Origin of the sequence: Pseudomonas sp. NPDC090233, assembly GCF_044772285.1 — a bacterium.
Classification (GTDB): Bacteria; Pseudomonadota; Gammaproteobacteria; order Pseudomonadales; family Pseudomonadaceae; genus Aquipseudomonas.
Map to the genome: position 1 here is coordinate 155,957 of NZ_JBIVYQ010000001.1, position 24,400 is coordinate 180,356.

At 61.6% G+C, this 24,400-nt stretch carries 27 protein-coding genes and 2 tRNA genes; 15 read left to right on the plus strand and 14 right to left on the minus strand.

Features of this window, described 5'->3' with window-relative positions; genetic code table 11:
* Positions 1–8: 8 nt before the first annotated feature.
* From ACIQUF_RS00920 to ACIQUF_RS00935, 4 genes are all read left to right on the plus strand, one after another.
* Positions 9–85: transfer RNA gene (locus ACIQUF_RS00920), tRNA-Val, on the plus strand.
* Between the two features lie 160 nt (positions 86–245).
* A tRNA-Val gene (locus ACIQUF_RS00925) sits at positions 246–322 on the plus strand.
* A gap of 151 nt (positions 323–473) precedes the next feature.
* Complete coding sequence (locus tag ACIQUF_RS00930) at positions 474–1,046, plus strand: SPOR domain-containing protein (protein ID WP_403127001.1); 573 nt, start codon at positions 474–476, stop codon at positions 1,044–1,046.
* Between the two features lie 108 nt (positions 1,047–1,154).
* Positions 1,155–1,580, plus strand: a complete 426-nt coding sequence (locus tag ACIQUF_RS00935; RefSeq protein WP_403127004.1) for a GTP pyrophosphokinase — start codon at positions 1,155–1,157, stop codon at positions 1,578–1,580.
* 13 nt (positions 1,581–1,593) lie between these two features.
* On the opposite strand, the gene ACIQUF_RS00940 is transcribed toward ACIQUF_RS00935, so the two are convergent.
* The 10 genes from ACIQUF_RS00940 to ACIQUF_RS00985 form a co-directional block, all read right to left on the minus strand.
* On the minus strand, positions 1,594–1,836 hold the full coding sequence (locus ACIQUF_RS00940; RefSeq protein WP_403127009.1) for a DUF1654 domain-containing protein: 243 nt from the start codon (positions 1,834–1,836) through the stop codon (positions 1,594–1,596).
* Between the two features lie 118 nt (positions 1,837–1,954).
* On the minus strand, positions 1,955–2,662 hold the full coding sequence (locus ACIQUF_RS00945; RefSeq protein WP_403127012.1) for a GntR family transcriptional regulator: 708 nt from the start codon (positions 2,660–2,662) through the stop codon (positions 1,955–1,957).
* 103 nt (positions 2,663–2,765) lie between these two features.
* Positions 2,766–3,800, minus strand: a complete 1,035-nt coding sequence (locus ACIQUF_RS00950; RefSeq protein WP_403127014.1) for a proline racemase family protein — start codon at positions 3,798–3,800, stop codon at positions 2,766–2,768.
* A gap of 10 nt (positions 3,801–3,810) precedes the next feature.
* Positions 3,811–5,292 (minus strand): aldehyde dehydrogenase family protein, encoded by a 1,482-nt coding sequence (locus ACIQUF_RS00955; protein ID WP_403127017.1) that lies wholly within the window; start codon positions 5,290–5,292, stop codon positions 3,811–3,813.
* On the minus strand, positions 5,289–6,569 hold the full coding sequence (locus ACIQUF_RS00960; RefSeq protein ID WP_403127020.1) for an NAD(P)/FAD-dependent oxidoreductase: 1,281 nt from the start codon (positions 6,567–6,569) through the stop codon (positions 5,289–5,291). The genes ACIQUF_RS00955 and ACIQUF_RS00960 overlap by 4 nt, the downstream gene beginning before the upstream one ends.
* Positions 6,570–6,630: 61 nt before the next feature.
* Positions 6,631–7,506 (minus strand): dihydrodipicolinate synthase family protein, encoded by an 876-nt coding sequence (locus ACIQUF_RS00965; RefSeq protein WP_403127023.1) that lies wholly within the window; start codon positions 7,504–7,506, stop codon positions 6,631–6,633.
* Between the two features lie 50 nt (positions 7,507–7,556).
* Positions 7,557–8,222 (minus strand): amino acid ABC transporter permease, encoded by a 666-nt coding sequence (locus ACIQUF_RS00970; RefSeq protein ID WP_403127026.1) that lies wholly within the window; start codon positions 8,220–8,222, stop codon positions 7,557–7,559.
* Between the two features lie 10 nt (positions 8,223–8,232).
* A complete protein-coding gene (locus tag ACIQUF_RS00975) occupies positions 8,233–8,904 on the minus strand; it encodes an amino acid ABC transporter permease (RefSeq protein WP_403127029.1) in 672 nt (223 codons plus the stop codon).
* Positions 8,905–8,914: 10 nt separating this feature from the next.
* Entirely contained in the window at positions 8,915–9,736 is an 822-nt protein-coding gene (locus ACIQUF_RS00980; RefSeq protein WP_403128854.1) for an amino acid ABC transporter ATP-binding protein, read from the minus strand.
* Positions 9,737–9,792: 56 nt separating this feature from the next.
* Entirely contained in the window at positions 9,793–10,629 is an 837-nt protein-coding gene (locus tag ACIQUF_RS00985) for a transporter substrate-binding domain-containing protein (protein ID WP_403127032.1), read from the minus strand.
* A gap of 164 nt (positions 10,630–10,793) precedes the next feature.
* Here ACIQUF_RS00985 and ACIQUF_RS00990 point away from each other — a divergent pair, with 164 nt between their 5' ends.
* Positions 10,794–11,564, plus strand: a complete 771-nt coding sequence (locus ACIQUF_RS00990; RefSeq protein WP_403127034.1) for an SDR family NAD(P)-dependent oxidoreductase — start codon at positions 10,794–10,796, stop codon at positions 11,562–11,564.
* Between the two features lie 61 nt (positions 11,565–11,625).
* Here the strand turns inward: ACIQUF_RS00990 and ACIQUF_RS00995 are convergent, their stop codons facing one another.
* Entirely contained in the window at positions 11,626–12,717 is a 1,092-nt protein-coding gene (locus tag ACIQUF_RS00995; protein WP_403127037.1) for an asparaginase, read from the minus strand.
* A gap of 312 nt (positions 12,718–13,029) precedes the next feature.
* Between ACIQUF_RS00995 and ACIQUF_RS01000 the strand changes: the two genes are divergently transcribed.
* The 7 genes from ACIQUF_RS01000 to ACIQUF_RS01030 are packed head-to-tail and all read left to right on the plus strand — an operon-like array spanning position 13,030 to position 19,948.
* The gene (locus ACIQUF_RS01000; RefSeq protein WP_403127040.1) at positions 13,030–13,986 is read left to right on the plus strand and encodes a sugar ABC transporter substrate-binding protein; all 957 of its coding nucleotides are present in this window, start codon (positions 13,030–13,032) and stop codon (positions 13,984–13,986) included.
* 18 nt (positions 13,987–14,004) lie between these two features.
* Complete coding sequence (locus tag ACIQUF_RS01005) at positions 14,005–15,558, plus strand: sugar ABC transporter ATP-binding protein (RefSeq protein ID WP_403127043.1); 1,554 nt, start codon at positions 14,005–14,007, stop codon at positions 15,556–15,558.
* On the plus strand, positions 15,555–16,550 hold the full coding sequence (locus tag ACIQUF_RS01010; protein ID WP_403127046.1) for an ABC transporter permease: 996 nt from the start codon (positions 15,555–15,557) through the stop codon (positions 16,548–16,550). Before ACIQUF_RS01005 ends, ACIQUF_RS01010 begins: the two co-directional genes overlap by 4 nt.
* Positions 16,551–16,556: 6 nt before the next feature.
* Complete coding sequence (locus tag ACIQUF_RS01015) at positions 16,557–17,579, plus strand: LacI family DNA-binding transcriptional regulator (protein ID WP_403127049.1); 1,023 nt, start codon at positions 16,557–16,559, stop codon at positions 17,577–17,579.
* Between the two features lie 9 nt (positions 17,580–17,588).
* Entirely contained in the window at positions 17,589–18,497 is a 909-nt protein-coding gene (rbsK, locus tag ACIQUF_RS01020) for a ribokinase (RefSeq protein ID WP_403127052.1), read from the plus strand.
* Positions 18,494–18,892 (plus strand): D-ribose pyranase, encoded by a 399-nt coding sequence (rbsD, locus tag ACIQUF_RS01025; RefSeq protein WP_403127055.1) that lies wholly within the window; start codon positions 18,494–18,496, stop codon positions 18,890–18,892. Before rbsK ends, rbsD begins: the two co-directional genes overlap by 4 nt.
* A 48-nt stretch (positions 18,893–18,940) precedes the next feature.
* Complete coding sequence (locus tag ACIQUF_RS01030; protein ID WP_403127057.1) at positions 18,941–19,948, plus strand: nucleoside hydrolase; 1,008 nt, start codon at positions 18,941–18,943, stop codon at positions 19,946–19,948.
* Here the strand turns inward: ACIQUF_RS01030 and ACIQUF_RS01035 are convergent.
* Entirely contained in the window at positions 19,920–20,129 is a 210-nt protein-coding gene (locus ACIQUF_RS01035) for a hypothetical protein (protein ID WP_400794463.1), read from the minus strand. The two genes, ACIQUF_RS01030 and ACIQUF_RS01035, sit on opposite strands and share 29 nt — an antisense overlap.
* Positions 20,130–20,415: 286 nt before the next feature.
* Here ACIQUF_RS01035 and ACIQUF_RS01040 point away from each other — a divergent pair, with 286 nt between their 5' ends.
* Complete coding sequence (locus ACIQUF_RS01040; protein WP_403127060.1) at positions 20,416–20,733, plus strand: I78 family peptidase inhibitor; 318 nt, start codon at positions 20,416–20,418, stop codon at positions 20,731–20,733.
* A 129-nt stretch (positions 20,734–20,862) separates the two neighbouring features.
* On the opposite strand, the gene ACIQUF_RS01045 is transcribed toward ACIQUF_RS01040, so the two are convergent.
* The gene (locus tag ACIQUF_RS01045; RefSeq protein WP_012273095.1) at positions 20,863–21,075 is read right to left on the minus strand and encodes a cold-shock protein; all 213 of its coding nucleotides are present in this window, start codon (positions 21,073–21,075) and stop codon (positions 20,863–20,865) included.
* Between the two features lie 161 nt (positions 21,076–21,236).
* The gene (locus ACIQUF_RS01050) at positions 21,237–21,539 is read right to left on the minus strand and encodes a hypothetical protein (protein WP_403127063.1); all 303 of its coding nucleotides are present in this window, start codon (positions 21,537–21,539) and stop codon (positions 21,237–21,239) included.
* A gap of 337 nt (positions 21,540–21,876) precedes the next feature.
* Here ACIQUF_RS01050 and thrS point away from each other — a divergent pair, with 337 nt between their 5' ends.
* Together thrS and infC are read left to right on the plus strand one after the other, a co-directional pair.
* Positions 21,877–23,799: a threonine--tRNA ligase gene (thrS, locus tag ACIQUF_RS01055; RefSeq protein ID WP_317662715.1), complete on the plus strand. Its 1,923-nt coding sequence runs from the start codon at positions 21,877–21,879 to the stop codon at positions 23,797–23,799.
* Positions 23,799–24,350, plus strand: a complete 552-nt coding sequence (gene infC / locus ACIQUF_RS01060; RefSeq protein ID WP_012052879.1) for a translation initiation factor IF-3 — start codon at positions 23,799–23,801, stop codon at positions 24,348–24,350. The genes thrS and infC overlap by 1 nt, the downstream gene beginning before the upstream one ends.
* The last annotated feature ends 50 nt before the right edge of the window (positions 24,351–24,400 follow it).

Genomic DNA, 24,400 nt, shown 5'->3' on the forward strand with positions numbered 1-24,400 from the left:
CACACGACAGGCACATAGCTCAGTTGGTTAGAGCACCACCTTGACATGGTGGGGGTCGTTGGTTCGAGTCCAATTGTGCCTACCAAACATCAGAAAAGGCGATCCGAAAGGGTCGCCTTTTTTGCATTCTGCGTGCCTTGCAGGGCGCGCGTTGCCGATCCGGCATCGTTCTGAAAGTTTTTGATTTTTTTGAAAAAAACGCTTTACAGGTACGCACTCGATCACTAATATGCGCACCACACGACAGGCACATAGCTCAGTTGGTTAGAGCACCACCTTGACATGGTGGGGGTCGTTGGTTCGAGTCCAATTGTGCCTACCAAACATCAGAAAGGGCGATCCGAAAGGATCGCCCTTTTTGCATTTGCACGTTTGACAGTTTAGCCGTGTGTAGCAAGGTGTAACGTATGGTCGCGGTTCGGCCCAGGGGTCGCCATGCTAGAATCCGCCGCTTCGAAATTGGAGATACACGCGTGCGCAAACTGGCGGTGGTAATGGCAGTGCTGGCCCTGGCGGGCTGTGAGAACGAGGTCGAGGGCGTGCACAAGCAGGTGGCCGAGCACCTGAACAACCCCAAGACCGCCAAGTTCGGCAACGTACGGATCGACACCAAGGGCACCATCTGTGGCCAGGTGCGCGGCAAGGACGCGGCCGGGCAGTACGAAGCCTACCGCAGCTATGTAGCCGTCAAGCGCGACAATGGTCAGTACGACATCATCGTCGACGACAACGGCAACAACCTGCGCATCCGCGAGCTCTGCGGCGGCGCCGACTTGCAGCGCCGTGCCGAGGCCCTGGCCGATCAGCCGGCACCACAAGGCTGGGATGTCGAGGTAATCCAGGGTGCCAACATGGGCGCGCTGAGCGACATGACCGCGCGTCTGATCGAGAAGGGCATTCCGTCTTCGGTCGAGTACCGCGACGGCAAGCCAGTGGTGCTGATGGGGCCGTTCCCTACCAAGGAAGAGGCCGAGGCACGCAAGGCTGATGTCATGGCCAAGCTGGGGACCGATTCAGTGGTTATTCAGCATGGTGTCGAGCGCTAGTCAGGCAGCAGTTTTCCTGCAGGTGAAAAGGCCGGTGCAGACGGCCTGTCATCTGTAACCCGACCCGGCTATGCTTGCTCTGTGAGATGGCCGAACGGGGAGGGCCGCATGTCTACACTGGAACGGGCCATCGTGGTGGCCGCCAGGGCGCATGAAGGGCAATACGACAAGGGTGGCGCTGCCTATATCCTGCACCCCCTGCGTGTGATGATGCGGGTTTCTACAGCGGAGCAGCGGATTGTCGCCGTGCTGCACGATGTGATCGAAGACACGCCGCTGACACTATCCGACCTCGCCCGCGAGGGCTTCAATCTCAAGATCCTCGCCGCGTTGCTGGCATTGAGCCGGCGCGACGGCGAGCGCTACGAAGATTTCGTCGTACGCCTGGGCAGCGACCCGCTCGCCCGCACGGTGAAAATGGCCGACCTGGCCGATAACAGCGACCTGACGCGTATCGCCAGCCCAGGCCCGGCCGATTTGGCGCGGCTGGCCCGTTACCGGCAGGCGAGCGCCTACCTTCAGGCGCTGGCCTAAGCGTCAAGCACAGTCAATCCTCCTTCGGCACCGTCCAGAATATCTGCACGCCGCCATCGTCGCGGTGGGCGATCGTCACGTTATCGTTCTCGGCGATTTCCTCGAGCAGCGCTTCCCAATCCTCTGGCGATTCCTGCTCCAAGCGGAAGATCAGGGCTGCACGGCTACGTTGGGCGGTGGGACTGTTGATGATTTTCTGAATGCGCACACCCAGTTGTTCATAGCGGCTCGGCGTTGCGGGGGCGGTACTGGCCACGGGGCTTTTCCTTGTTTTGCTGTATGCGCATACAGTATTTCACTGCAAGGCATTTCGCAACAGCCCATACAATGAAAAACCGAGGCGCTAACAAGGCCCATCGTCGAGCGCGGATGAACTAGACGATAGGCATGCGTGCCGTGAGGTTCTGTTGCATGTAGTCAAGGAAGCGCCGCTGGAACAGCATCGTATGTTCATGCGCTGCGGCTTCGGCGGCATCGGCGTCACGTGCGGCAATGGCTTCGATGATCTCGTCATGGTCGCGGCCCAGACGATGGGCATTGGCAGAGCTGACGACGTGATCGAAGTGAAGATGCAGGAGACGCTGCCCTTCGCCGAGTAGGCGCTCGTAGTACGTAATGAAATACGGGTTGCGACCGGCATGGGCGATTGCCATATGGAAGGCCTTGTTCAGCTCTGACATGGCCTGGAAATCGCCACTGGTCACCGCATTCAGGTAAGCGGCATCCGCCTCACGGATCGCTTGAAGGTCTTCCGGCCGGTGCTGGATTGCCGCCAGGCGAGAAACCGCCCGCTGGATCAAGTCCAGGGCGGAAATGTAGTTCGGAAACTCCTCGATCTCGAACGGTGTGACCAGCGTCGTACGGTTGGGCAGAATGATTACCAGGCCTTCGGTGATCAGCCGCGCCAGGGCGTCACGTACGGGTGAGCGGGATAGCCCGAACTGTGCGGCCAACGATATCTCGTCCAGTTGTACACCTGGCTTGAGCTTGAGGGTCAGGATCTGCTTGCGAAGCTCTTCATAGATGTAGCGTCCGCTGTGCCGGCGAGGGCCGCTTTCGGTGTCGTTTTCTTTTGCCATCATCCGGTCTCGGTGGGTCTGGCCCGTATCATACAGGCCAGGCCTTGTTGAAATCAGTCTCTGCTGACTTTGTGCCGACCCAGCATGGGGGAGGGCTCAATCAGCGTCAACCTGCGCCATTCAACCCTGCCCCCCAGGTGTCACTGAGCATGAATCCGCCCGCAAGAGGGTCGTCTGGATCTACGCCCAGCTGCTGCAGGCCGTAAAGCCATGCCCGGCCGGAGACCCTTGGCAACACTGCGGGCTTGCCTGCCACCTCGGTGTGCCCGAGCAGGGTGATATTGAACTGCCCGCCGATGGTCGAGCGCGACACCAGATGGTCCCCGGTTTGCACCAGGCCGCGTGCCGCCAGTGTGGCAAGGTTCGCCGAGCTGCCGGTACCACAAGGCGACCGGTCGACCCGGCCGGGGGGCAAGGTGGTGCACGTTTGATAGGTTCGCGTGTCCAGCCGGTTACGGAACATCACATACGCCACCTCATTGACCGACGGCAGCAGCGGATGCTGGATGCTCAACTGTCGGTTGATCACATCCTTCAACGCCACGCCGGCATCGGCGAGCGCCCGGGCATTTTCAGGCGCAATGGACAACCCGGTCTGTTCGACGTCGATCAACGCGTAGTACACGCCACCGAAGGCGACATCGACCTTGAGCGTGCCGAAGGCTTCGGTTTCGACGGCCAGGTCCAGGTATTCGACGAACGCTGGCACCATGTCCAGCGACACGCTCAGGCAGCGGCCATCGGCACACTGGGCGCGGGCAGTCACCAGACCGGCAGGGGTGTCGAGCACCACTGTGGTTTCCGGTTCCTGCATCGGCACCATGCCCAGTTCCAGCAGCGCGGTGACCACGCAGATGCAATTGCTGCCAGACATGGGGTGGGCCTTGTCCGCCTGCAACACGATGAAGCCGGCGTGGGCCTCAGGCCGGGTTGGCGGCAGCAGCAGGTTCACCGACATCTGCAGGCAACCACGTGGCTCCAGGGTGACCAGGCGACGCAGGCTGTCATCGACGTCATTGATGTAGTTCATCTTGTCGAGCATGGTGGCGCCCGGGATACCCAGGACGCCGCCGGTGATGACCTTGCCGATCTCGCCCTCGCAGTGCACTTCGGCCAGTTGAAGTGTCTGTTTCCAACGCATGGGAGTTACCTCACTTGATGTACCAGCCCCAAGGCTGTTCGCTGTCGTAGCGGGTGATCTGCTTGGTTTCCAGGTAGTTGTTCAGGCCCCACTCACCCAGCTCGCGGCCAATGCCGCTCTGCTTGTAGCCGCCCCATGGCGCTTCGGTGAAGGTGGGCTGGGAGCAGTTGATCCAGACGATACCGGCGCGGAACCTGCGCGCTACGCGCTCGCAACGCTCCAGGTCCCTGGACATCACCGCAGCGCCCAGGCCAAAGCGTGAGTTATTGGCCGATTGTACGGCTTCTTCCTCGCTGTCGAATGGCCGGATGCAGACCACGGGCGCGAAGATTTCCTCGTTCCAGATCCAGCTGTCTTCCGGTACATCGGCGAACACGGTCGGTTGCAGGTAGAAACCCTTGTCCAGATGTGCGGGGCGCTCGCCGCCGCAGACCAGGCGTGCGCCTTCTTCCAGGCCACGGGAAATGGCTCGCAGGGTGCCTTCGTACTGGCTGCGGTTGACCAAGGGGCCGAGCAGCACACCGTCTTCCATGCCATTGCCGATCTTGATCTTGCGTGTTTCTTCGGCCAGGCGGGCCAGCAGCGGTGCATAGGCCGAGCGTTCAACCAGCACACGCGAAGTAGCCGAGCAGACTTCACCTTTGTTCCAGAAAATCCCGAACATGATCCACTCGACGGCTTTTTCGATATCGCTGTCGGCGAAGATCACGAATGGCGATTTGCCGCCCAGTTCCAGGGTCACATTCTTGATGTCCTGGGCGGCCGCCTGCATGATGCGGCTGCCCACCGGCACGCTGCCGGTGAACGCCAGCTTGTCCACGCCCGGGTGCGCGGTCAGGGCGGCCCCGACCTTGGCGCCAGGGCCGGTGACGATGTTCAGCACACCCGCTGGCAGGCCGGATTCGTCGGCGATGCGGGCCAGTTCCAGTGCGGTCAGCGACGTCTGTTCGGCAGGTTTGAGGATGATGCAGCAGCCAGCGGCCAACGCCGGGGCAATCTTCCACGAAGCCATCAGCATCGGGAAATTCCACGGTACGATGGCGCCAGCGACACCAATCGGTTCTTTGCGGGCGATCGAGGTGAAGCGGTCGTCGGACAACGCGACATCCTTCTCGCGATGCCGATCCAGCTCTTCTGCCAGGTTGGCGTAGAAATCAAAACAGCCGGCAGTGTCGCCAATGTCCCACATGGCTTCCGGAAAAGGCTTGCCGTTGTCACGCACTTCGAGGGTCGCCAGCGCTTCCTGGCGGGCGCGGATGCCGTCGGCGATCTTGCGCAGGTAAGCGCCACGTTCGGCGCCGCTCAGGCGCGGCCATGGACCTTCATCGAAGGCCCTGCGGGCAGCCTTCACCGCTACATCGATATCCTCCGCGCAGCCGGATGCCACCGTGGTGATCAAGCTTTCGTCACTCGGGTCGAACGTGTCAAAGCTGCCGCCATTGATCGGGCTGACCCACTGGCCATTGATGTAGAACTGGTCGTAGCGGTTCATGCAGTACCTCCAATAAGGGCGAAGCGTCGTGCGCTGAATGCGGACAGGTTTTGTGCCGGTGTGCGTCGTGCGACCAGGTCGGCGACCAGGCGGCCGGTGGTGGCGCCAAGGGTCAGGCCAAGCTGGCCATGACCGAAGGCCATGATCACGTTGTGCAGGCGGGGGGAGCGGTCTATGACCGGCTTGGTATCCGGCAGGAAAGGCCGGTAGCCGACCCCGAATTCCATCCCCTGGGTGTTGAGTTGCGGCAACACGCGGCGGGCCTTTTCCATGATGATTTCGGCGCGCTTGAAATTCGGCTCGGCACCCGGGGCGGCGAACTCGATGGTGCCGCCGATTTGTAGGCCGCGGGTCATCGGGGCGAAGCAGAAGCCACCGTCGGCATAGATCACCGAGTGGCGGATGTCGACATCGGGGTGAGGCAAGACGGCCTGGTAGCCTGCAATCCCGGCCAACGGGATGTTCACCCCGAGGCTGTCGAAGAACGGGCGCGCACCGGTTCCTGCGGCCACCACCAGGTGATCAGCCGGCAGACGAGTGCCGTCGGCCAGGGTTACGCCGCAGGCACGATCATGGTTCTCGTCGATCTTCGCCGCCGTCTGGCGCAGTCGCACGCCGCCCTGGGCGATGAAACTCGCGGTCAATGCTGCGATGAAGCCTTCAGTGTCGTTGACGGCGCGCCAGTCGGGGAACAACAGGCCCTGTTGGAATTTTCCCGCCAGGGCGGGTTCGAGGTCGCCAATGGCAGCAGCGTCGAGTTCCTCCGACCTGAAGCCCAGTTGCTTGCGCAGCGCCAGATGAGGGCGCTCATGGGCGAGACCCGCTGGCGAATCGAACACTTCGAGAATCGGGCGATCACCCAGCAGCGCCTTGTCGGGGCAGGCGTCGAGCAACGGGGCGTAATCTTCATAGACATGCTGGGTCAGGCGCGCCATGTCCTGGGCGATCTCGTTGATCTTCGAGGCGCGTGCGCAAGCCAAAAATCTCAGAAACCAGGGCAGGATGCCCGGCAGTGCGCTCGGGCGCAGGGCCAGGGGGCCTTTCTGGTCCATCAGCCAGCCTGGAATTTTCATCAGGATGCCGGGCTTGGACAAAGGGATGACTTCACTGACCGCCATCTGACCGCAGCTCCACTTGGCGGTGCTGTTGCCAGGTTCGGCGGGGTCGATGAGCGTAACTTTGTGGCCTTCGCGTTGCAGATAAAGCGCGCAGCAGACACCGACGATACCGCCGCCGATGACGACGGCGTTCTGCGATGACGGTTGTGGGGTGGGCATGAGTCTGTACCTGTAGGGCGGGCTTGCCCCGCGAATGGGCCGCAACGCGGCCCCTAGGCGATTACTGTTGAGAGGCTTCGAACACTTTGCGGAATTCGCGCTTTTCTTCATCGGTCAGCGGCAGCAGCGGAGCACGGGCATTGCCGACCTTGAATCCGGCCAGCTCCGCACCGTACTTGACCTTCTGCACGAATTTACCGCTTTCCAGGTTGGCCATGACCGGGAACAGGCTGCGCATGACCTGCTGAGCGCCGCGGATATCGCCGCCGGTGAAGGCCTTGTGGAAGGCCACGACCTTCTCCGGGAAGATGTTGGCCGGGCCGCAGATCCAGCTGTCGGCGCCCCACAGGTAGAAGTCCAGGGCCTGGTCGTCCGAGCCGCAGGACAACTGGAGGCCTGTGTATTTTTCACCGATTTCGATGGCGCGCAGCAGGTTGCCGCTGCTTTCCTTGATGCCGATCACGCGCGGGTGCTGGTGCAGCGCGGCGATCACGTCCAGGCCCACTTCAACGTTGGTGCGGATCGGGTAGTTGTACAGCACCACGTTGATTTCCGGGAATGTCTCCAGAATGGTGTGGTAATGGGCCAGCAGCTCCTCCTGGGAAGGCAGGGCGTAGTAAGGCGGGGCGATCAGCAGGTTGGTGTAACCGGCATCGACAGTCTGCTTGACCTGCTCCAGCACTTCGCGGGTGCAGGACCCGTTGGCGCCGGCGATCAATGTGCCGCGCTCACCGACCACTTCCTTGACGGTGGCCAGAATCTGGCGACGCTCGTCATTGGCCAAAGCGTAGTACTCGCCGGTCGAGCCCAGGGGTACGAAACCGCTGACGCCTGCTTCGAGCTGATGCTCCAGGATCGAGGCCAGGGTGTCGTGGTCGACGTTGCCAGCGGCGTCGAATGGGGTGACCAGTGCAGGGAGGATACCGTTGAGTTTCATGTTGAATCTCCGAGTGGTTATTTCAGGTAATGAAGACCGGTCAGGTCGGGTCAATAGGCATAGCGGCGCAGCAGACGCCCTTCGACCACGCCGACCAGGCGGGTCAGTGGGAAGGCCACGAGGAAATAGATGACGGCCACCGCCGAAAGAAACTCGACCGGGCGTGCAGTGCTGTTGGAAATGTTCTGGCCGACGAACATCAGGTCGGCAACACCTACCGAGGAGATCAGCGCGCTCTCCTTGAACAGGCTGACCACGTTCGACAGCAGGGGCGGCACGGCGCGCAGCAGGGCCTGGGGGAAGACCACGTAGAGCACCTTGACCTTCGAGGTCAGGCCCAGGGCTGTACAGGCGTCGTGCTGCTCGCTGGCGATCGACTTCAACGCGCCACGGAAGGTCTCGCTGGTAATGGCGCCCATGAACAGCGTCAAGGCGATCAGCACCGACACATACGGCGGAATGTCCAGGCCAAACACCACCGGGAAACAGAAGAACACCCAGAACAGCTGAATCAGCAGCGGCGTGCCGCGGAAGAACTCCACGTACAGCGTCAATGGCAAACGCAGCAGTGGGGTCTTCGCCTGGCGCAGCAAGCTGACGACGAAGCCGAGCAGGCTACCCAGCAAGGCGCATGCGCCAGTGAACGCCAGGGTCAGCAGCAGGCCGTTGAGCAGGACAGGCCAGTAACCGAGTACAACCGAAAAATCGAGTGGCATGGCTATCTCCTCAGTGCTGGCCGGCCAGTTCCTGACGCCGCTCGAACCACTGCACCAGCTGCGCGATCGGCAGCGACAGGGCGAAATAGAGGAGGGCGATCAGGGTGTAGGTTTCCAGTGGGCGGTAGGCCTCGGTCGCGAGGCTCTTGCCCACGTACATCAGGTCGGCCACGGCAACGATGGCGACCAGCGCGCTCTGCTGCAGGGTGCCAATGCCGTTGGTGATCAGCACGGGCAGCGCGCTGCGCAGCGACTGCGGCAGGACCACGTAAAGCGTGCGCTGCCAGTTGTTCAGGCCCAGGGCGATCGAGGCGTCCAGATGTTCGCGCGGCACGGCCTGCACACCGGCGCGGTAGGCTTCGGCATTGAACGCGGTCAGATTCAGGCCCAGCGCCAGGAAGCCCATGGTGATCGGGTCGATGAACACGTCGAACAACATCGGCACGCAATAGAAGAACCAGACGATCTGCAGCAGTGCCGGGGTGCAGCGGAAGAATTCGATGAACAACTGTGCCGGCCAACGAACGAAGAACCAGCGGCTCAGTGTCATCAGGCAGAGGAGAAACCCACAGGTCAGGCCGATCAGGTTCGAGACCAGCGCCAGTTCCAGGGTGACCTTGAGCCCGTCCAACAGCGCCGGAACGCTGCCGCTCAGGAAATGGAAGTCGAATTGATAGTTCATGGCAGTGCCCTCAATCGAAATGCACGACCTTTTCCAGGAATTCGCGGGTGCGGGCTTCCCTGGGTTGGGTAAAAATCTGTTCGGGATGGCCCTGCTCGACGACCTTGCCATTGGCACAGAACACCACGCGCGTGGCGATGTGGCGGGCGAAGTGCATGTCATGGGTGACGATGATCATCGCCATCTTCTGCTCGGCCAGCTGCATCATCACGTTCTGCACTTCGATGACCATTTCCGGGTCGAGCGCCGAAGTCACTTCATCGAACAGCATCAGCCGAGGTTCAAGCATCAGCGCGCGGGCAATTGCCACGCGTTGCTTCTGGCCGCCGGAAAGCTGGCTGGGGTAAGCGTGCAGCTTGCTTTCGAGGCCCAGCCGGGCGAGGTAGATACGGGCTTTCTCGGTCGCCTCGGCCTTGCTCAGGCCGTGGACCTTGACCGGTGCCAGGGTCAGGTTGCCGAGCACCGAGAGGTGCGGGAACAGCGTGTAGTGCTGGAACACCATGCCGATCTGCTTGTGCAGTGATTCATCCAGTGGTTTGCCGTGTTTGCGGCTGCCGTCGATGTAAGGTTTGCCTTGGAACTGAATGCTGCCTCCCTGAATACCTTCCAGGCCCATCAGCACCCGCAGCAGCGAACTTTTACCGCTTCCGGACGGGCCGATAATCACCAGGCGGTCATCGGCTCGCATGTCCAGGTTCATCCCGTCCATGACCACCAGCTGTTCGGAATAGGCCTTGCGCACGCTTTGAAGCTGGATGAAGGAGCCGCCCTGGGCGAAATTCGGGTTGAACGAAGTCTGTGGCTGCGAGGCCACCAAATGAGCACGGGTCATCATTGTCGTCTCCGCGAGGGTGCCCTTGGCCAGGCCCCTCGGCATGTCGGCAGGAGTTACTGGGCTTTCTTGCCCGCGAGGATTTCGGCGGACGCTTTGTCCACCAGTCGGTCGATCTCACCGGTCTCGCGGCGCTGGGTCAGGTAGGCATCGAGCTGGGCCATGTCTTCGGGGGGCGTCTGCAAGGCCAGGGCAAAGGACACGCCTTGCTTGGCCAGTGCCGGTTCTGGCAACACTTCGTTCGTCCAGTCATTGGCCAGGGCGAACAGGTGATTGGTGTCGTTGGCGTCGGCAAGGATGTCAGCGCGCTTGGACATCAGCGCCATGCGCGTCTCATCGGAGCCTGGAAGGCGCATCAGCGTGGCATTTCTGATCGCTGACGAGACGGCTTTATCCGCTGCGGTGCCGGAGATCACGGCAATCGTCACGCCGGGCTTGTCATAGTCGGCCAGCTGATTGCCGAGGCCGGCGAACTTTGGGTTTTCTTTGTTGATCAGCAGCGAAATCTGGTAATCGGTGGCCGCCACCGAAAACGCGACCGCTTTGGCACGTTCCGGCGTTTTGTTGAGCGCCATCGCCATGTCCCATTTACCGCTCTGCAACCCGGCAACCTGGTTATCCCAGCTGGTGTCGACGAACTGTGCCTTCACCTTCAGGACGTTCTCGGCAAAGTCGCGGCAGAGCTCGACGAAGTAACCGCTGTACTGACCCGATGCGGGGTCGCGCATCACATAAGGTGCGGCCACTGCTGCACCGCAGCGAAGCACCCCGGCTTCTCGCACGCTCTGCCATGTCTGTGTTTCCGCGTGTGCGCTGGGCTGTATCAGCAGGGTCAGCGCCGTGGCGATGCAGGCAAGGCTGCAACTGATCTTGCGGGAATAGGACTGTGCCATGTTGATGCTCTCCGGTGATTTGTTCTTGTACGCAGAAGAGTAAGCCGACGATGCAGTATTGAGTGCTGCATTGTGTGCAGCGCTGCATTCAGGCTATTGTGGTTACAGGAAGTCTGTCAACACGCTGAAGTCATTTTTTTGAAGCAAGAGAAAGGGGAGTACACATGAGCGACGTCACACGAGCCCTCGGCGGGCAGGTTGTCCTGGTGACAGGTGCCTCGGGCGGGATAGGGGCGGCCATCGTTGAGCAACTGGCCGCTGAAGGCGCTCGCCCCGTGATCCATTACAGCCGTGATGTGCAAGGAGCCCTGCAGTTGTTGCAGCGGATCGGCGGCAATGGCTGGACCGTGCAGGGCGATCTCAGCGATGAGACAGGGCCAGAACAGCTATGGCATGCAGCGCTGGATGTGAGCGGTGGACGAATCCACGCAGTGGTCAACAATGCGGGTATCCGCACCGAGATACCCCTGGATGCGCCGGCTTCAAGCTGGCGCGAAGCCTGGCGGCGCGAATTTCAGGTCAACTTCTTCGCCGCTGCTGATCTGTGCCGCGAAGCGGTTGCGCATTATCGCGCTCATGGTGGTGGCCGGATCATCAACATGGCCAGTCGGGCGGCCCAGCGTGGGTATGCCGCAGACGCGTTGCCGTATGGTTCAAGCAAGGCAGCGCTGATCAACCTGACTAAATCGCTTGCCCGCAGCGTAGCCAGTGAAGGCATCGTGGCAGTCGCGATTGCGCCGGGATGGGTGCGTACGGAGATGGCCGAACAATTCATTGCTCAGCACGGAGAGGCTGCGGCAGTTGCCGATATCCCGGTGGGGCGCATGGCCAGCCCGGCTGAGGTTGCCGAGCTGGTTGCATTCACGCTGCGCCCATCCCAGGTTTCACTCAATGGCGCTACGCTGGATGTGAATGGCGGCAGTTACATTCGCTAAGGCGAGGCGGGGTTGAAGTCCAGCGCAGCCGGGGCGTGACTCTGGCTGCGCTGGCCGAGCCTCAATACTCCCAGAAAATCCGCTGCAGCTCTTTGCTGTCCTGGGTCTTGGTCATCGCCACCATCGCCAGAATTCGCGCCTTCTGCGGGTTCAGGTCATGCGCCACGACCCAGTCGTTCTTGTCGTCAGGCTGTTCGGCATTGCGCAGTACGAAACCGCCCTGGTTTACGTGCGACGAACGAATGATCTGTACGCCGTTCTTGCGCAGTTCCTGCAGCGCCGGCACCACCCGCGACGACACCGAGCCATTGCCGGTGCCGGCATGGATCAGTGCTTTCGCACCGTTTTGTGCCAGTGCCTTGTAGGCCGTGTCGGTCACGTTGCCATAGCCGTAGGCGATGTCCACCTGGGGCAGGCTGCTGATCTGCTTGATGTCGAATTCCGAGTTCACGGTATGGCGCTTGGCTGGCAGGCGGAACCAGTACGATTTGCCCTCCACGACCATGCCCATTGGGCCCCAGGCGCTCTTGAAAGCCTCGGTCTTGATGTTGACCGACTTGCTGACATCACGGCCGGACTGGATCTCGTCGTTCATGGTCACCAGCACGCCCTTGCCCCGGGATTGCTTGTCACCAGCCACGGCCACTGCGTTGTAGAGGTTGAGCATGCCGTCGGCGGACATAGCGGTACCTGGGCGCATGGAGCCGACCACCACGATTGGCTTGTCGGTCTTTTCCACCAGGTTGAGGAAGTAGGCGGTTTCTTCCAGGGTGTCGGTGCCGTGGGTGATGACGATCCCGTCAACGTCGTTGCTTTCGGCCAATTCGGCTACGCGTTTGCCCAGCTTGAGCAGGTCGTCATTGCTGATGCTTTCGGAGGCGATCTGCATCACTTGCTCGCCGCGCACATTGGCGATTTCGGCCAGTTCCGGCACGCCGGCGATCAGCTTGTCGACTCCGACCTTGGCGGCCTGGTAGGTAGCGCTGTTGGCGGCGCTGGCGCCCGCACCGGCAATGGTGCCGCCGGTGGCAAGGATGACCACGTTGGCCAGCTTCTGCTGGGTTTCGGCTTCTTTGGCCGAAACCGCGGCTGGCAGGATCAGCAGTAGCGCCAGGGTAGAGGGGGCGAAGGACTTCAGTGCAACATTGATCATTATTGTGCTCTCTTCCTAGTGAGATATTTTTGTTGAGTTGCGCACTCACCAAGGCAGGTTTCGTACCACGTAAGCGAAAGGCCACGAACACGGCTGCTGTAGGTGCATGCACGAGGCCCCATCCGTTCGGTGCCCCGAACAAGCATAGGAAAACCTGTTCGGTTTTTCGGATTAATCTCGGGTAATCTGCAGCAGGTGTCGTGACATCACCGGCAGCGAAACGGATTTGACAAAATCACGTCCTATTCCCATAGTTAGTCAACGCAAACGTTTGCGATCCGATAAAAACCACAAGATTCGGAGTCATCTCCCATGAAACTGCCGTTCCCCGGTCGTCTGCTGGCGCTCGCCGTCATTTCCTCGCTGTCTCTCGCGCTACCGCTATCGGCCGCCCATGCCGAAGAGAAGCCCAAAGTAGCCCTGGTCATGAAGTCGCTGGCCAACGAGTTCTTCCGCACCATGGAAGACGGCGCCAAGGACTATCAGAAAGATCACGCCAACGAATTTGACCTGGTTGCCAATGGCATCAAGAACGAAACCGATACCGGCGAGCAGATTCGCATCGTCGAGCAGATGGTCAACTCGGGCGCCAAGGCCCTGGTGATCGCGCCGGCCGACTCTAAGGCGCTGGTATCGGCAGTGAAAAAGGCCATGGACAAGGGCGTGGTGGTGATCAACATCGACAATCGTCTGGACCCCGAGACCCTCAAGGCCAAAGGCATCAGCGTACCCTTCGTAGGCCCCGACAACCGCAAGGGCGCCCGCTTGGTCGGCGACTACCTGGCCAACCAGAAGCTCAAGGCCGGCGACCAGGTCGGCATCATCGAAGGCGTGCCGACCACCACCAACGCCCAGCAACGCACCGCCGGCTTCAAGGACGCCATGGAAGCGGCGAAGATGAAGATCGTCTCGGTGCAGTCCGGCAACTGGGAAATCGACAAAGGCAACGCTGTCGCCGCCTCGATGCTCAACGAATACCCCGACCTCAAGGCGCTGCTGGCCGGCAACGACAGCATGGCCCTGGGCGCCGTGTCGGCCGTGCGCGCCGCCGGCAAGGCCGGGCAGGTGCAAGTGGTGGGCTACGACAATATCAACGCCATCAAGCCGATGCTCAAGGATGGCCGCGTGCTTGCCACCCTCGATCAGGCTGCCAGCCAGCAGGCGGTGTACGGCATCCAGGCAGCGCTGAAAATGCTCAAGGGCGAGAAGCCGGACGTGGACGCCGATAACGTGATCCAGACCCCGGTCAAACTCATCACCAAACCTTGACGGTCAGGAGAGGTGGCCATGTCTGCAAAGGCCAATGAAGTACTGCTGACAGCCAGCGGCCTGGGGAAAAGCTACGCGCAGCCGGTGCTGGGTGATGTCGGCCTGGCGCTGCGGGCCGGCGAGGTGCTGGCCCTGACTGGCGAGAACGGCGCGGGCAAGAGTACGTTGTCCAAGCTCATCAGCGGCCTGGAAACACCCACAACCGGCAGCATGATCTTCCGTGGCCAGGCCTACGCCCCTGGCAGTCGCAGTGAGGCCGAGCGCCTGGGTGTGCGCATGGTCATGCAGGAGCTCAACCTGCTGCCGACCCTGACCGTCGCCGAGAACCTGTTCCTCGACAACCTGCCCAGCCGTTTCGGCTGGATCAGCCACAAGCGCCTGCGCCAACTGGCCACGGCTGCCATGGCCCAGGTCGGCCTCGACGCCATCGACCCAGATACGCCGGTCGACGAGCTTGGTATCGGCCATCAGCAGATGGTCGAGATCGCCCGCAACTTGATTGGCGATTGCCATGTGCTGATCTTCGACGAGCCAACGGCCATGCTCACCGCCCGTGAGGTGGAGCTGCTGTTCACCCAGATCGAGCGCTTGCGTCAACGCGGCGTGGCGATCATCTACATCTCCCATCGCCTCGAAGAGCTGCAACGCGTGGCCCAGCGCATCGTCGTGCTGCGCGACGGCAAGCTGGTGTGCGACGAGTCGATCCAGCGTTACAGCAGCGCCGAGCTGGTCAATCTGATGGTCGGGCGCGAGCTGGGCGAGCATATCGACCTGGGCCGCCGGCAGATCGGCGCGCCGTTGTTCAAGGTCGACCGGCTGTGCCGCGGCGACAAGGTGCGCGACGTCTCGCTGGAAGTCCGGGCCGGGGAAATCTTTGGCATCTCCGGGCTGATTGGTGCCGGGCGTACCGAGCTGCTGCGGCTGATGTTCGGTGCCGACCGCGCCGACAGCGGCAGCATCGAAGTCGGCCGGCCACTCAAGCCGGTAAACATCGATTCGCCCAAGGCAGCGGTCAAGGCCGGCATTGCCCTGATCACTGAGGACCGCAAGGGTGAAGGCCTGCTACTGACGCAGTCGATCAGCGCCAACATTGCCCTGGGCAACCTCGCGGCGTTGTCCCGCGCCGGAGTGGTCGACCGCGAGGCCGAAAAGGCCCTGGCCGAACGCCAGATCAATGCCATGCGCATCCGCAGTGCCAATGCTTCGCAAGCGGTTGGCGAGTTGTCCGGCGGTAACCAGCAGAAGGTGGTGATCGGCCGCTGGCTGGAGCGCGACTGCCAGGTGATCCTGTTCGATGAGCCCACGCGTGGCATCGACGTTGGCGCCAAGTTCGACATCTATGGCCTGCTGGCCGAGCTGGCGCGCCAGGGCAAGGCCTTGGTGGTGGTGTCCAGCGACCTGCGCGAACTGATGCTGATCTGCGATCGCATCGCCGTGCTCTCGGCCGGCCGCCTGATCGACACCTTCGAGCGTGACCACTGGAGCCAGGATCAACTCCTTGCCGCCGCGTTCGCCGGCTACCAGAACCGTGAAGCCTTGCTGCACGACGCAGCCCCCAGGATGGATGCATGAAAACCACACCCCTCGACACACCGACAGGCGCACCTGCGCGCCGCAGCGGCACGTATTTCGGCATCGGCACCTATCTGGGGCTGGCGGGTGCCTTGCTGGCCATGATCGTGCTGTTCTCGTTGCTCAGCAGCCACTTCTGGTCGTACGCAACGTTCAGCACCATCGCCAATCAGATCCCCGACCTGATGGTGCTGGCCGTGGGTATGACTTTCGTGCTGATCATCGGTGGCATTGACCTGTCGGTCGGCTCGGTGCTGGCGCTGGCGGCCTCTGCGGTCAGCGTGGCCATCCTCGGCTGGGGCTGGGGTGTGCTGCCCGCCGCTTTGCTCGGCATGGCCGTCGCCGCTATGGCGGGCAGTATCACTGGCGCGGTCACCGTGGCCTGGCGCATTCCATCGTTCATCGTTTCGCTGGGTGTGCTGGAGATGGCCCGCGGCCTGGCCTACCAGTTCACCGACTCGCGCACGGCCTACATTGGCGATGCCTACGCCTGGTTTTCCAACCCGATCGCCTTCGGCATCTCGCCGGCTTTCATCATTGCCTTGCTGGTGATCATCCTCGCCCAACTGGTGCTGACCCGCACCGTGTTCGGCCGCTACCTGATCGGTATCGGCACCAACGAAGAGGCCGTGCGCCTGGCTGGCATCGACCCGCGCCCGTACAAGGTGCTGGTGTTCGCCCTGATGGGCCTGCTGGCGGGCCTGGCCGCACTGTTCCAGATCTCACGCCTGGAAGCGGCCGACCCCAATGCCGGCTCTGGTCTGGAACTGCAGGTGATCGCTGCCGTGGTGATCGGCGGCACCAGCCTGATGGGCGGGCGCGGCTCGGTTATCAGCACCTTCTTCGGCGTGCTGATCATTTCGGTCCTGGCTGCAGGCCTGGCGCAGATCGGCGCTTCGGAACCGACCAAACGCATCATCACCGGGGCGGTGATCGTCATCGCCGTGGTGCTCGACACCTACCGTAGCCGGCGTGCAGGCCGGCGGAACTGAAAAAACATGGCAACCATCAAAGACGTCGCGGCACTCGCGGGTATTTCCTACACCACGGTGTCCCATGTACTGAATAAGACACGCCCGGTCAGCGAACAGGTGCGGCTGAAGGTCGAGGCGGCCATCGTCGAACTCGACTACGTGCCCAGCGCCGTGGCCCGTTCGCTCAAGGCGCGCACCACAGCCACCATCGGGCTGCTGGTGCCCAACAGCGTCAACCCGTACTTCGCCGAGCTGGCGCGTGGTATCGAGGATGCCTGCGAGCGTAACGGCTATTGCGTGATTTTGTGCAACTCCGACGACAACCCGCAGAAGCAGCGCAGCTACCTGCGCGTGCTGCTGGAAAAGCGCATCGACGGCCTGGTGGTCGCCTCGGTGGGCGAGGACAGCGACCTGCTGCAAAGCCTGGCCTGTGTGCGCACGCCGATGGTGATCGTCGACCGCGAGCTGGAAGGCGTCGACGCCGACCTGGTGCGCATCGACCACGAGCAGGGCGCCTACCTGGCGACCCAGCACCTGCTGCAGTTGGGGCATACGGACATCGCCTACATCGGCGGCCCGGCCGAAACCGGTGTCAGCCAGCTGCGTCTGGCAGGTTTTCACCGCGCCATGGGCGAGGCGCAAGTTGCCGTGAAGGGTGATCACATCCTGCATTGCGACTTCACCAGCCCCGGCGGCCATGCAGCCGCCGCGCAACTGCTCGACGGCAAGCGCCCCACGGCGATTTTTGCCGGCAACGACATGATCGGCTTCGGCGTACTGCGCGCGGCTGCCGAGCGCAATATCAGCGTGCCGGGCGAGCTATCGGTGATCGGTTTCGACGACATCGAACTCAGCCGCTACGTGTACCCACCGCTGACCACGGTCGGTCAGTCGATCCGCGAGCTGGGCGAAAGCGCCGCGGCGCTGCTGCTGTCACGCATCGCCAGCCCCCGCCGCGATGCCGCGCAGCAGCGCATTGTCGCCCCGCGCATCGTGCTGCGTGAATCCACCGGGCCACGCCCGGACCTGTTCAATGATTACCGCTAAGGAATACTCATGAGTGCCAAGGTAGTGGTGGTCGGTAGCCTCAACATGGACCTGGTGGCCCGCGCCGAGCGGTTGCCACGGGCGGGTGAAACACTGGCCGGCGAGAGTTTTTTCACCGTACCCGGTGGCAAGGGCGCCAACCAGGCGGTGGCGGTGGCGCGCCTGGGCGCGAGCGTGGCGATGGTCGGCACTGTCGGCGATGACGCTTATGGTCAGCAGTTGCGCAAGGCGCTGGAAGTGGAGGGCATCGATTGCCAGGCAGTCGATGAGTGCCCAGGTGTATCCAGCGGTGTGGCGTTGATTACGGTAGACGCAGCCAGCCAGAATTGCATCGTCATCATTCCCGGAGGGAATGGCCGGTTGACGCCGGCCTCCGTCCAGCGCTTCGATGCGTTGCTTCAAGCGGCGGAGTTGATTATCTGTCAGCTGGAGGTGCCCGCTGAAACCGTGGCCTGGACGCTTGCCAGAGGGCGTGAGCTGGGCAAGCAGGTGATCCTTAACCCGGCACCGGCCACCGGCCCGCTGCCGGCTGAGTGGTTCACCCATATCGATTACCTCATCCCCAACGAAAGCGAGGCCGAAGCGCTTACGGGTGTGCCGGTCAACGACCTGGACAGCGCCCGCCGGGCTGGCGAACGCCTGCTGCAATTGGGTGCGGGCAAAGTCATCGTCACCCTCGGTGCGCAGGGGGCGCTGTTGGTCAGCGCTGGTGGTAGCCAGCACTTCCCGGCGCAGCAGGTAAAGGCACTGGATACCACGGCGGCCGGCGATACCTTCGTCGGTGGTTTCGCGGCGGCGCTGGTGCGCGGCGTGGGGGAGGGCGAGGCGATCACCTTCGGCCAGCGCGCCGCAGCGTTGTCCGTCACCCGCGTCGGTGCCCAGCCATCAATCCCCACCCTGGCGGAGCTGGCCCCATGAAAAAGACCGCGCTGCTGAATATCGCTCTGTCGCGCACCATTGCCGGCCTTGGTCATGGCGACATTCTGGTGATCGGCGATGCCGGGCTGCCCGTGCCGCCGGGCGTCGAACTGATCGACCTGGCCTTGACCCAGGGCATCCCGGACTTCGCCAGCGTGCTGCGTGCAGTGCTCAGCGAGATGCAGGTGGAGCGGCATGTGCTGGCCGAAGAGATGCAGAAGGTCGTGCCGCCCGGGCTGGTAGAGATCGAGCGGCTGCGCGGCAAGCTGGGCAAGCGTGAATGGCTGAGCCATGAAGCGTTCAAGGAACTGTCGCGCAGTGCCAAGGCCGTGGTGCGTACTGGCGAGTGCCAGCCTTACAGCAATATCGCCCTCATATCCGGGGTGACTTTCTAGCGGCGCTGCGCCGCAATTGATCCACTGCCAAGGCAACAGGAGTGCCCCATGCTTAAACCCCTGCTACAAGGACTCACCCTCATGGCCGCCGCCGCCACCACCACCCTCCAGGCCGCCCCGCGTGACCTGATCATCGACACCGACCCCGGCGCCGACGATGTGGTCGCGCTGTTCCTGGCAATGGCCTCGCCGGACGAACTCAACATCCGCGCCATCACCACCGTCGCCGGCAACGTGCGCCTCGACAAGACCTCGCGCAATGCCCGCCTGGCGCGCGAATGGGCAGGCCGCGAAGACATCCCGGTATACGCAGGTGCAGGGCGCCCACTGGTGCGCGCGCCCATTTACGCCGCCGAGGTGCACGGCGAAGAAGGCCTGACCGGGGTTGAGGTGCATGAACCGAAAAAGCCCTTGGCCCGAGGCAATGCCGTGCAGTATCTGGTCGACACCCTGGGTGCCGCCAAGCCCAACAGCATCACCATCGCCATGCTTGGTCCGCAGACCAACCTGGCCCTGGCGCTTATCCAGCGCCCGGAAATCGCCAAAGGTATAAAGGAAGTGGTAGTGATGGGCGGTGCCCACTTCAATGGTGGCAACATCACCCCAGCGGCCGAATTCAACCTCTACGCCGACCCGCACGCCGCTGAAGTGGTGCTGGCCAGCGGGGTGCCGCTGACCTACCTGCCGCTGGATGTCACCCACAAACTGCTCACCAGCGATGCCCGCCTCAAGCAGCTGGCGGCGGTAAACAACCCGTCCAGCAAGCGGGTAGTGGATATCCTCAATGCCTACATCAAGCACGACATGGAGCTGTACGGCATGCCCGGTGGCCCGGTCCATGACGCAAGCGTTATTGCTTACCTGCTCAAGCCCGAGCTGTTCAGCGGCCGGCACATCCACATGAGCGTCGACAGCCGCGAAGGCCCGACCTTCGGCCAGACCGTCGCCGACTGGTACGGCGTGCTCAAGCAGCCAGCCAACGTGATGTGGATAGGCGAGGGTGACGCCCAGGGCTTTTTCGACCTGCTCAGCGCGCGCCTGGCTCGATTGCAATAGCTGAATGCGGCGCGTAGCGCTCGAACACCTGGTCGATGAAGCTGCGCGCCGCTTCGCTACCGCGGTCGCGCACCAGCAGGTCAAGGGCAATCAACAGCAGTTCTTCTGGTGTGCTGGGGCTGTAGGCACTCTGGCCCTCGTCCCATTTGACCTTGATATCGGCATCGATGTGGTGGTTCATGAAAGGCTCTCGTGTGGGGCCCGGGGCGGAAGGGCGAACACCTGACCCTGGCGTTCGAAGCAGGCATTATGCCTTCACTTCTTAAAGTAAATCATGACTTTGCGTCAATGGGTCTGCGACTTAAGCATAAAAAAACGGCTGAAGCTAACCAGTCGTTTGGCAAAATCCGGTCACGATTGCGTTCTGCCCATGGTGGCGAGTTCAGGCAGACTTGGGCGGTTTTGCAACAAATTCCGAGTGGAAGTGTCCGAACAGGCAGTTCCCAGATCGATTTTTAGGAGGATTCATGTTCCGTACCCGTGCTTCCCTGGCAACCTTGCTGGTCGCTGCTGTGCTGGCTGGTTGCAGCACTGGTGGCAACTCTGGTGGTGATGCTCCGGCGGCGGCTGCAGGCAATGATGGCCGTTGTGAGGCCAGTGGCGCCGATTTCGCCATCGGCAAGCAAAGCAGTGCCGAGCTGCTTGAACAGGCGCGCAAAGCCAGCGGTTCGCAGATGGCGCGCATTCTCAAGCCACGCGATGTGGTGACCCTGGAGTACCGCTCCGAGCGTTTGAACCTGAATGTGGATGAGCAGGGTGTGGTAACTCGCGTCAACTGCGGTTGATCTGATCAGTAGGCGCTGGCCTCTGTAGGAGCGGCTTTAGCCGCGAAGAGGCCGGTACCGACTACCCAGGAGCCAGTCCCGGGCATAAAAAAACCCGCCACAAGGGCGGGTTTTTTCACGGCTTCCGAATTACTCCGGACGAACCTGTGCAGCCTGCATGCCCTTCTGGCCGCGCTCGGCGACGAAGGAAACAGTTTGGCCTTCTTTCAGGCTCTTGAAGCCGTCGGATTCGATGGCTTTGAAGTGTACGAACAGGTCGTCGCCGCCGCCTTGTGGGGTGATGAAGCCGAAGCCTTTCTCATCATTGAACCATTTGACGGTACCGGTTTGGCGATTGGACATGGGATGAATCTCCAGAAACTTAGTATTTTTTCGAAGTGCCGTGGATGCCTGAGCTATCCGGCACGGGGACATCATAGTCTAATTCTGCGCGTGTCGCGCCTTTTACCTTCGCAGAATGCTGATCCAGGGCAAATATTCCTTTCAAAGCCTCTGCGTTCGGCTCATTTTGGCTTGCAGGCGGCCTGCACGACAGTCTGTGCCTTCTGCATCAGCTTGGCGTCGACGCCGTCCTTGCTGTCCAGGTCTTCGATCTCCTTATCGGTGAAATTCTTTTTGATGGCCTGCGCGCCGCATTCGCAGTGCTTTTTCGCGGTCGCGGCGTCAACGCCCTGGCCGCTGGCCACCTCTGTGCATTGGGTCATGTAGGCTGCCTCCTTCCCGGCAGGGAAGTTGCCAGCGGTCGCAGCCACAGGCAGCAGCAGGGCGCCAGCGGCCGCCAGGGCCAGAAGAGACTGAACTCGCATAACCGGTTACTCCTTGGGTCAAGGTCTCAACAAGAGTAGGTTGCTTCCCAAGGTCTGATAGAAAATTTTCCGTGTAAGTTCACCGCTGCCGCGTAATTTCCAAATATTTCTGCGCTGCCGTGCAACCCGCGTGCTAGCATGCCCGGCTTGCACCTGCAGACTTGCAGCGTGCAGCTATCTTTTACTTTCCAGTCACTCAGGTCCCCCTGGCAAGCCGAAAGGCTTCTGCCACTGTGAGGCAGGCTTCTCTTTATATAGAAGGCAGGTCGGATCTTGTACTGGCTCATCCCAACCCACGTGACCTTTGGTAGGGGTCACCACTAGGAGAGGAGGCGCCATGCCCGTTATTACTCTTCCCGATGGCAGTCAACGCGCGTTTGATCACGCGGTTTCCGTAGCCGATGTTGCCGCTTCGATCGGCGCCGGCCTTGCCAAGGCCACTCTGGCCGGCAAGGTCGATGGCAAGCTGGTCGACGCCTGCGACCTGATCACCCACGACGCCAAACTGCAGATCATCACCCCTAAAGATGAAGAGGGACTGGAGATCATCCGTCACTCGTGCGCCCACCTGATCGGCCACGCGGTGAAGCAGTTGTACCCGACCGCCAAGATGGTCATCGGCCCGGTCATCGACGAAGGCTTCTACTACGACATCGCCTACGAGCGCCCCTTCACCCCTGAAGACTTGGCCGCCATCGAAAAGCGCATGCAGCAGCTGATCGAAAAAGACTACGACGTGGTCAAGAAGATGACCCCGCGCGCCGAAGTCATCGACGTGTTCAAGACCCGTGGCGAAGACTACAAGCTGCGCCTGGTCGAAGACATGCCCGACGAGCAGGCCATGGGCCTGTACTATCACGAAGAATACGTCGACATGTGCCGCGGTCCGCACGTGCCGAACACTCGTTTCCTCAAGGCATTCAAGCTGACCAAGCTGTCCGGCGCCTACTGGCGCGGCGATGCCAAGAACGAGCAGCTGCAGCGCGTATACGGCACTGCCTGGGCTGACAAGAAGCAGCTGGCGGCCTACATCCAGCGCATCGAAGAAGCCGAAAAACGCGACCACCGCAAGATCGGCAAGCAGCTCGACCTGTTCCATCTGCAGGAAGAAGCGCCGGGCATGGTGTTCTGGCACGCCAACGGCTGGACCGTTTACCAGGTACTCGAGCAGTACATGCGTAAAATCCAGCGCGAAAACGGCTACCAGGAAATCAAGACCCCGCAAGTGGTCGACCGCATCCTCTGGGAGCGCTCCGGCCACTGGTCCAACTACGCCGAAAACATGTTCACCACCTCGTCGGAAAGCCGCGACTTCGCGGTAAAACCGATGAACTGCCCGTGCCACGTGCAAGTGTTCAACCAGGGCCTGAAGTCGTACCGCGACCTGCCGCTGCGCCTGGCCGAATTCGGTGCCTGCCACCGTAACGAGCCGTCCGGCGCCCTGCACGGCATCATGCGCGTGCGTGGCTTCGTACAGGACGACGCGCACATCTTCTGCACCGAAGATCAGGTGAAGAAAGAAGCCGCCGACTTCATCAAGCTGACCCTCGACGTCTACAAGGACTTCGGTTTCACCGACGTCGCCATGAAGCTGTCGACCCGCCCGGCCAAGCGTGTGGGCTCCGAAGAGCTGTGGGACCGTGCCGAAGGTGCACTGGCCGACGCCCTGAACGAATCCGGCCTGGAATGGGAATACCAGCCAGGCGAGGGCGCGTTCTACGGCCCGAAGATCGAGTTCACCCTGCGCGACTGCCTCGGCCGTAACTGGCAGTGCGGCACCCTGCAGTACGACCCGAACCTGCCGGAGCGCCTGGACGCCAGCTACATCGCCGAAGACAACGCGCGCAAGCGCCCGGTAATGCTGCACCGCGCCATCCTCGGCTCGTTCGAACGCTTCATCGGCATGCTCATCGAGCACTACGCTGGCGTGTTCCCGGCGTGGCTGGCACCGACCCAGGCGGTGATCATGAACATCACCGACAAACAGGCCGATTTCGCCCTCGAGGTTGAGAAATCTCTGAACGGTAGCGGTTTCCGTGCCAAGTCGGACTTGAGAAATGAGAAGATCGGCTTTAAAATCCGCGAGCATACTTTGCTCAAGGTCCCGTACCTTTTGGTTATAGGGGACCGCGAAGTCGAAACGCAAACCGTCGCTGTGCGTACTCGCGAAGGCGCAGACCTGGGCTCCATGCCCGTCGCCCAATTCGCTGAGCTCCTGACACAAGCGGTTTCCCGGCGTGGTCGCCAAGAATCGGAGTAATGACTATTAAGCGTGAAATGAGAAACGATAAGCGTGCTGTACCGAAGGCCCCGATCAACGAGAATATCTCGGCCCGCGAGGTTCGGTTAATTGGCGCAGACGGCGAGCAGGTTGGCATCGTCTCGATTGATGAAGCGCTGCGTATCGCTGATGAAGCGAAGCTGGATCTGGTAGAAATCTCTGCAGACGCGGTACCCCCGGTCTGCAAGGTCATGGACTACGGCAAGCACCTCTTCGAAAAGAAGAAGCAGGCTAACGAAGCCAAGAAAAACCAGAAGCAGATCCAGATCAAAGAAATCAAGTTTCGTCCAGGGACGGAGGATGGGGATTACCAGGTAAAACTACGCAACCTGGTACGTTTCCTTACCGATGGGGACAAGGCCAAGATCTCTCTGAGATTCCGTGGTCGTGAGATGGCCCACCAGGAGCTGGGCATGGAGCTGTTGAAGCGGGTTGAAGCTGACCTCGCCGAATACGGCACCGTTGAGCAGCATCCGAAGATGGAAGGACGCCAGCTTATGATGGTCATCGCCCCCAAGAAAAAGAAGTAATCTCCCGGGCACGGCAGGCCTGATGATTATGTGTAATTTTATCGAATGCG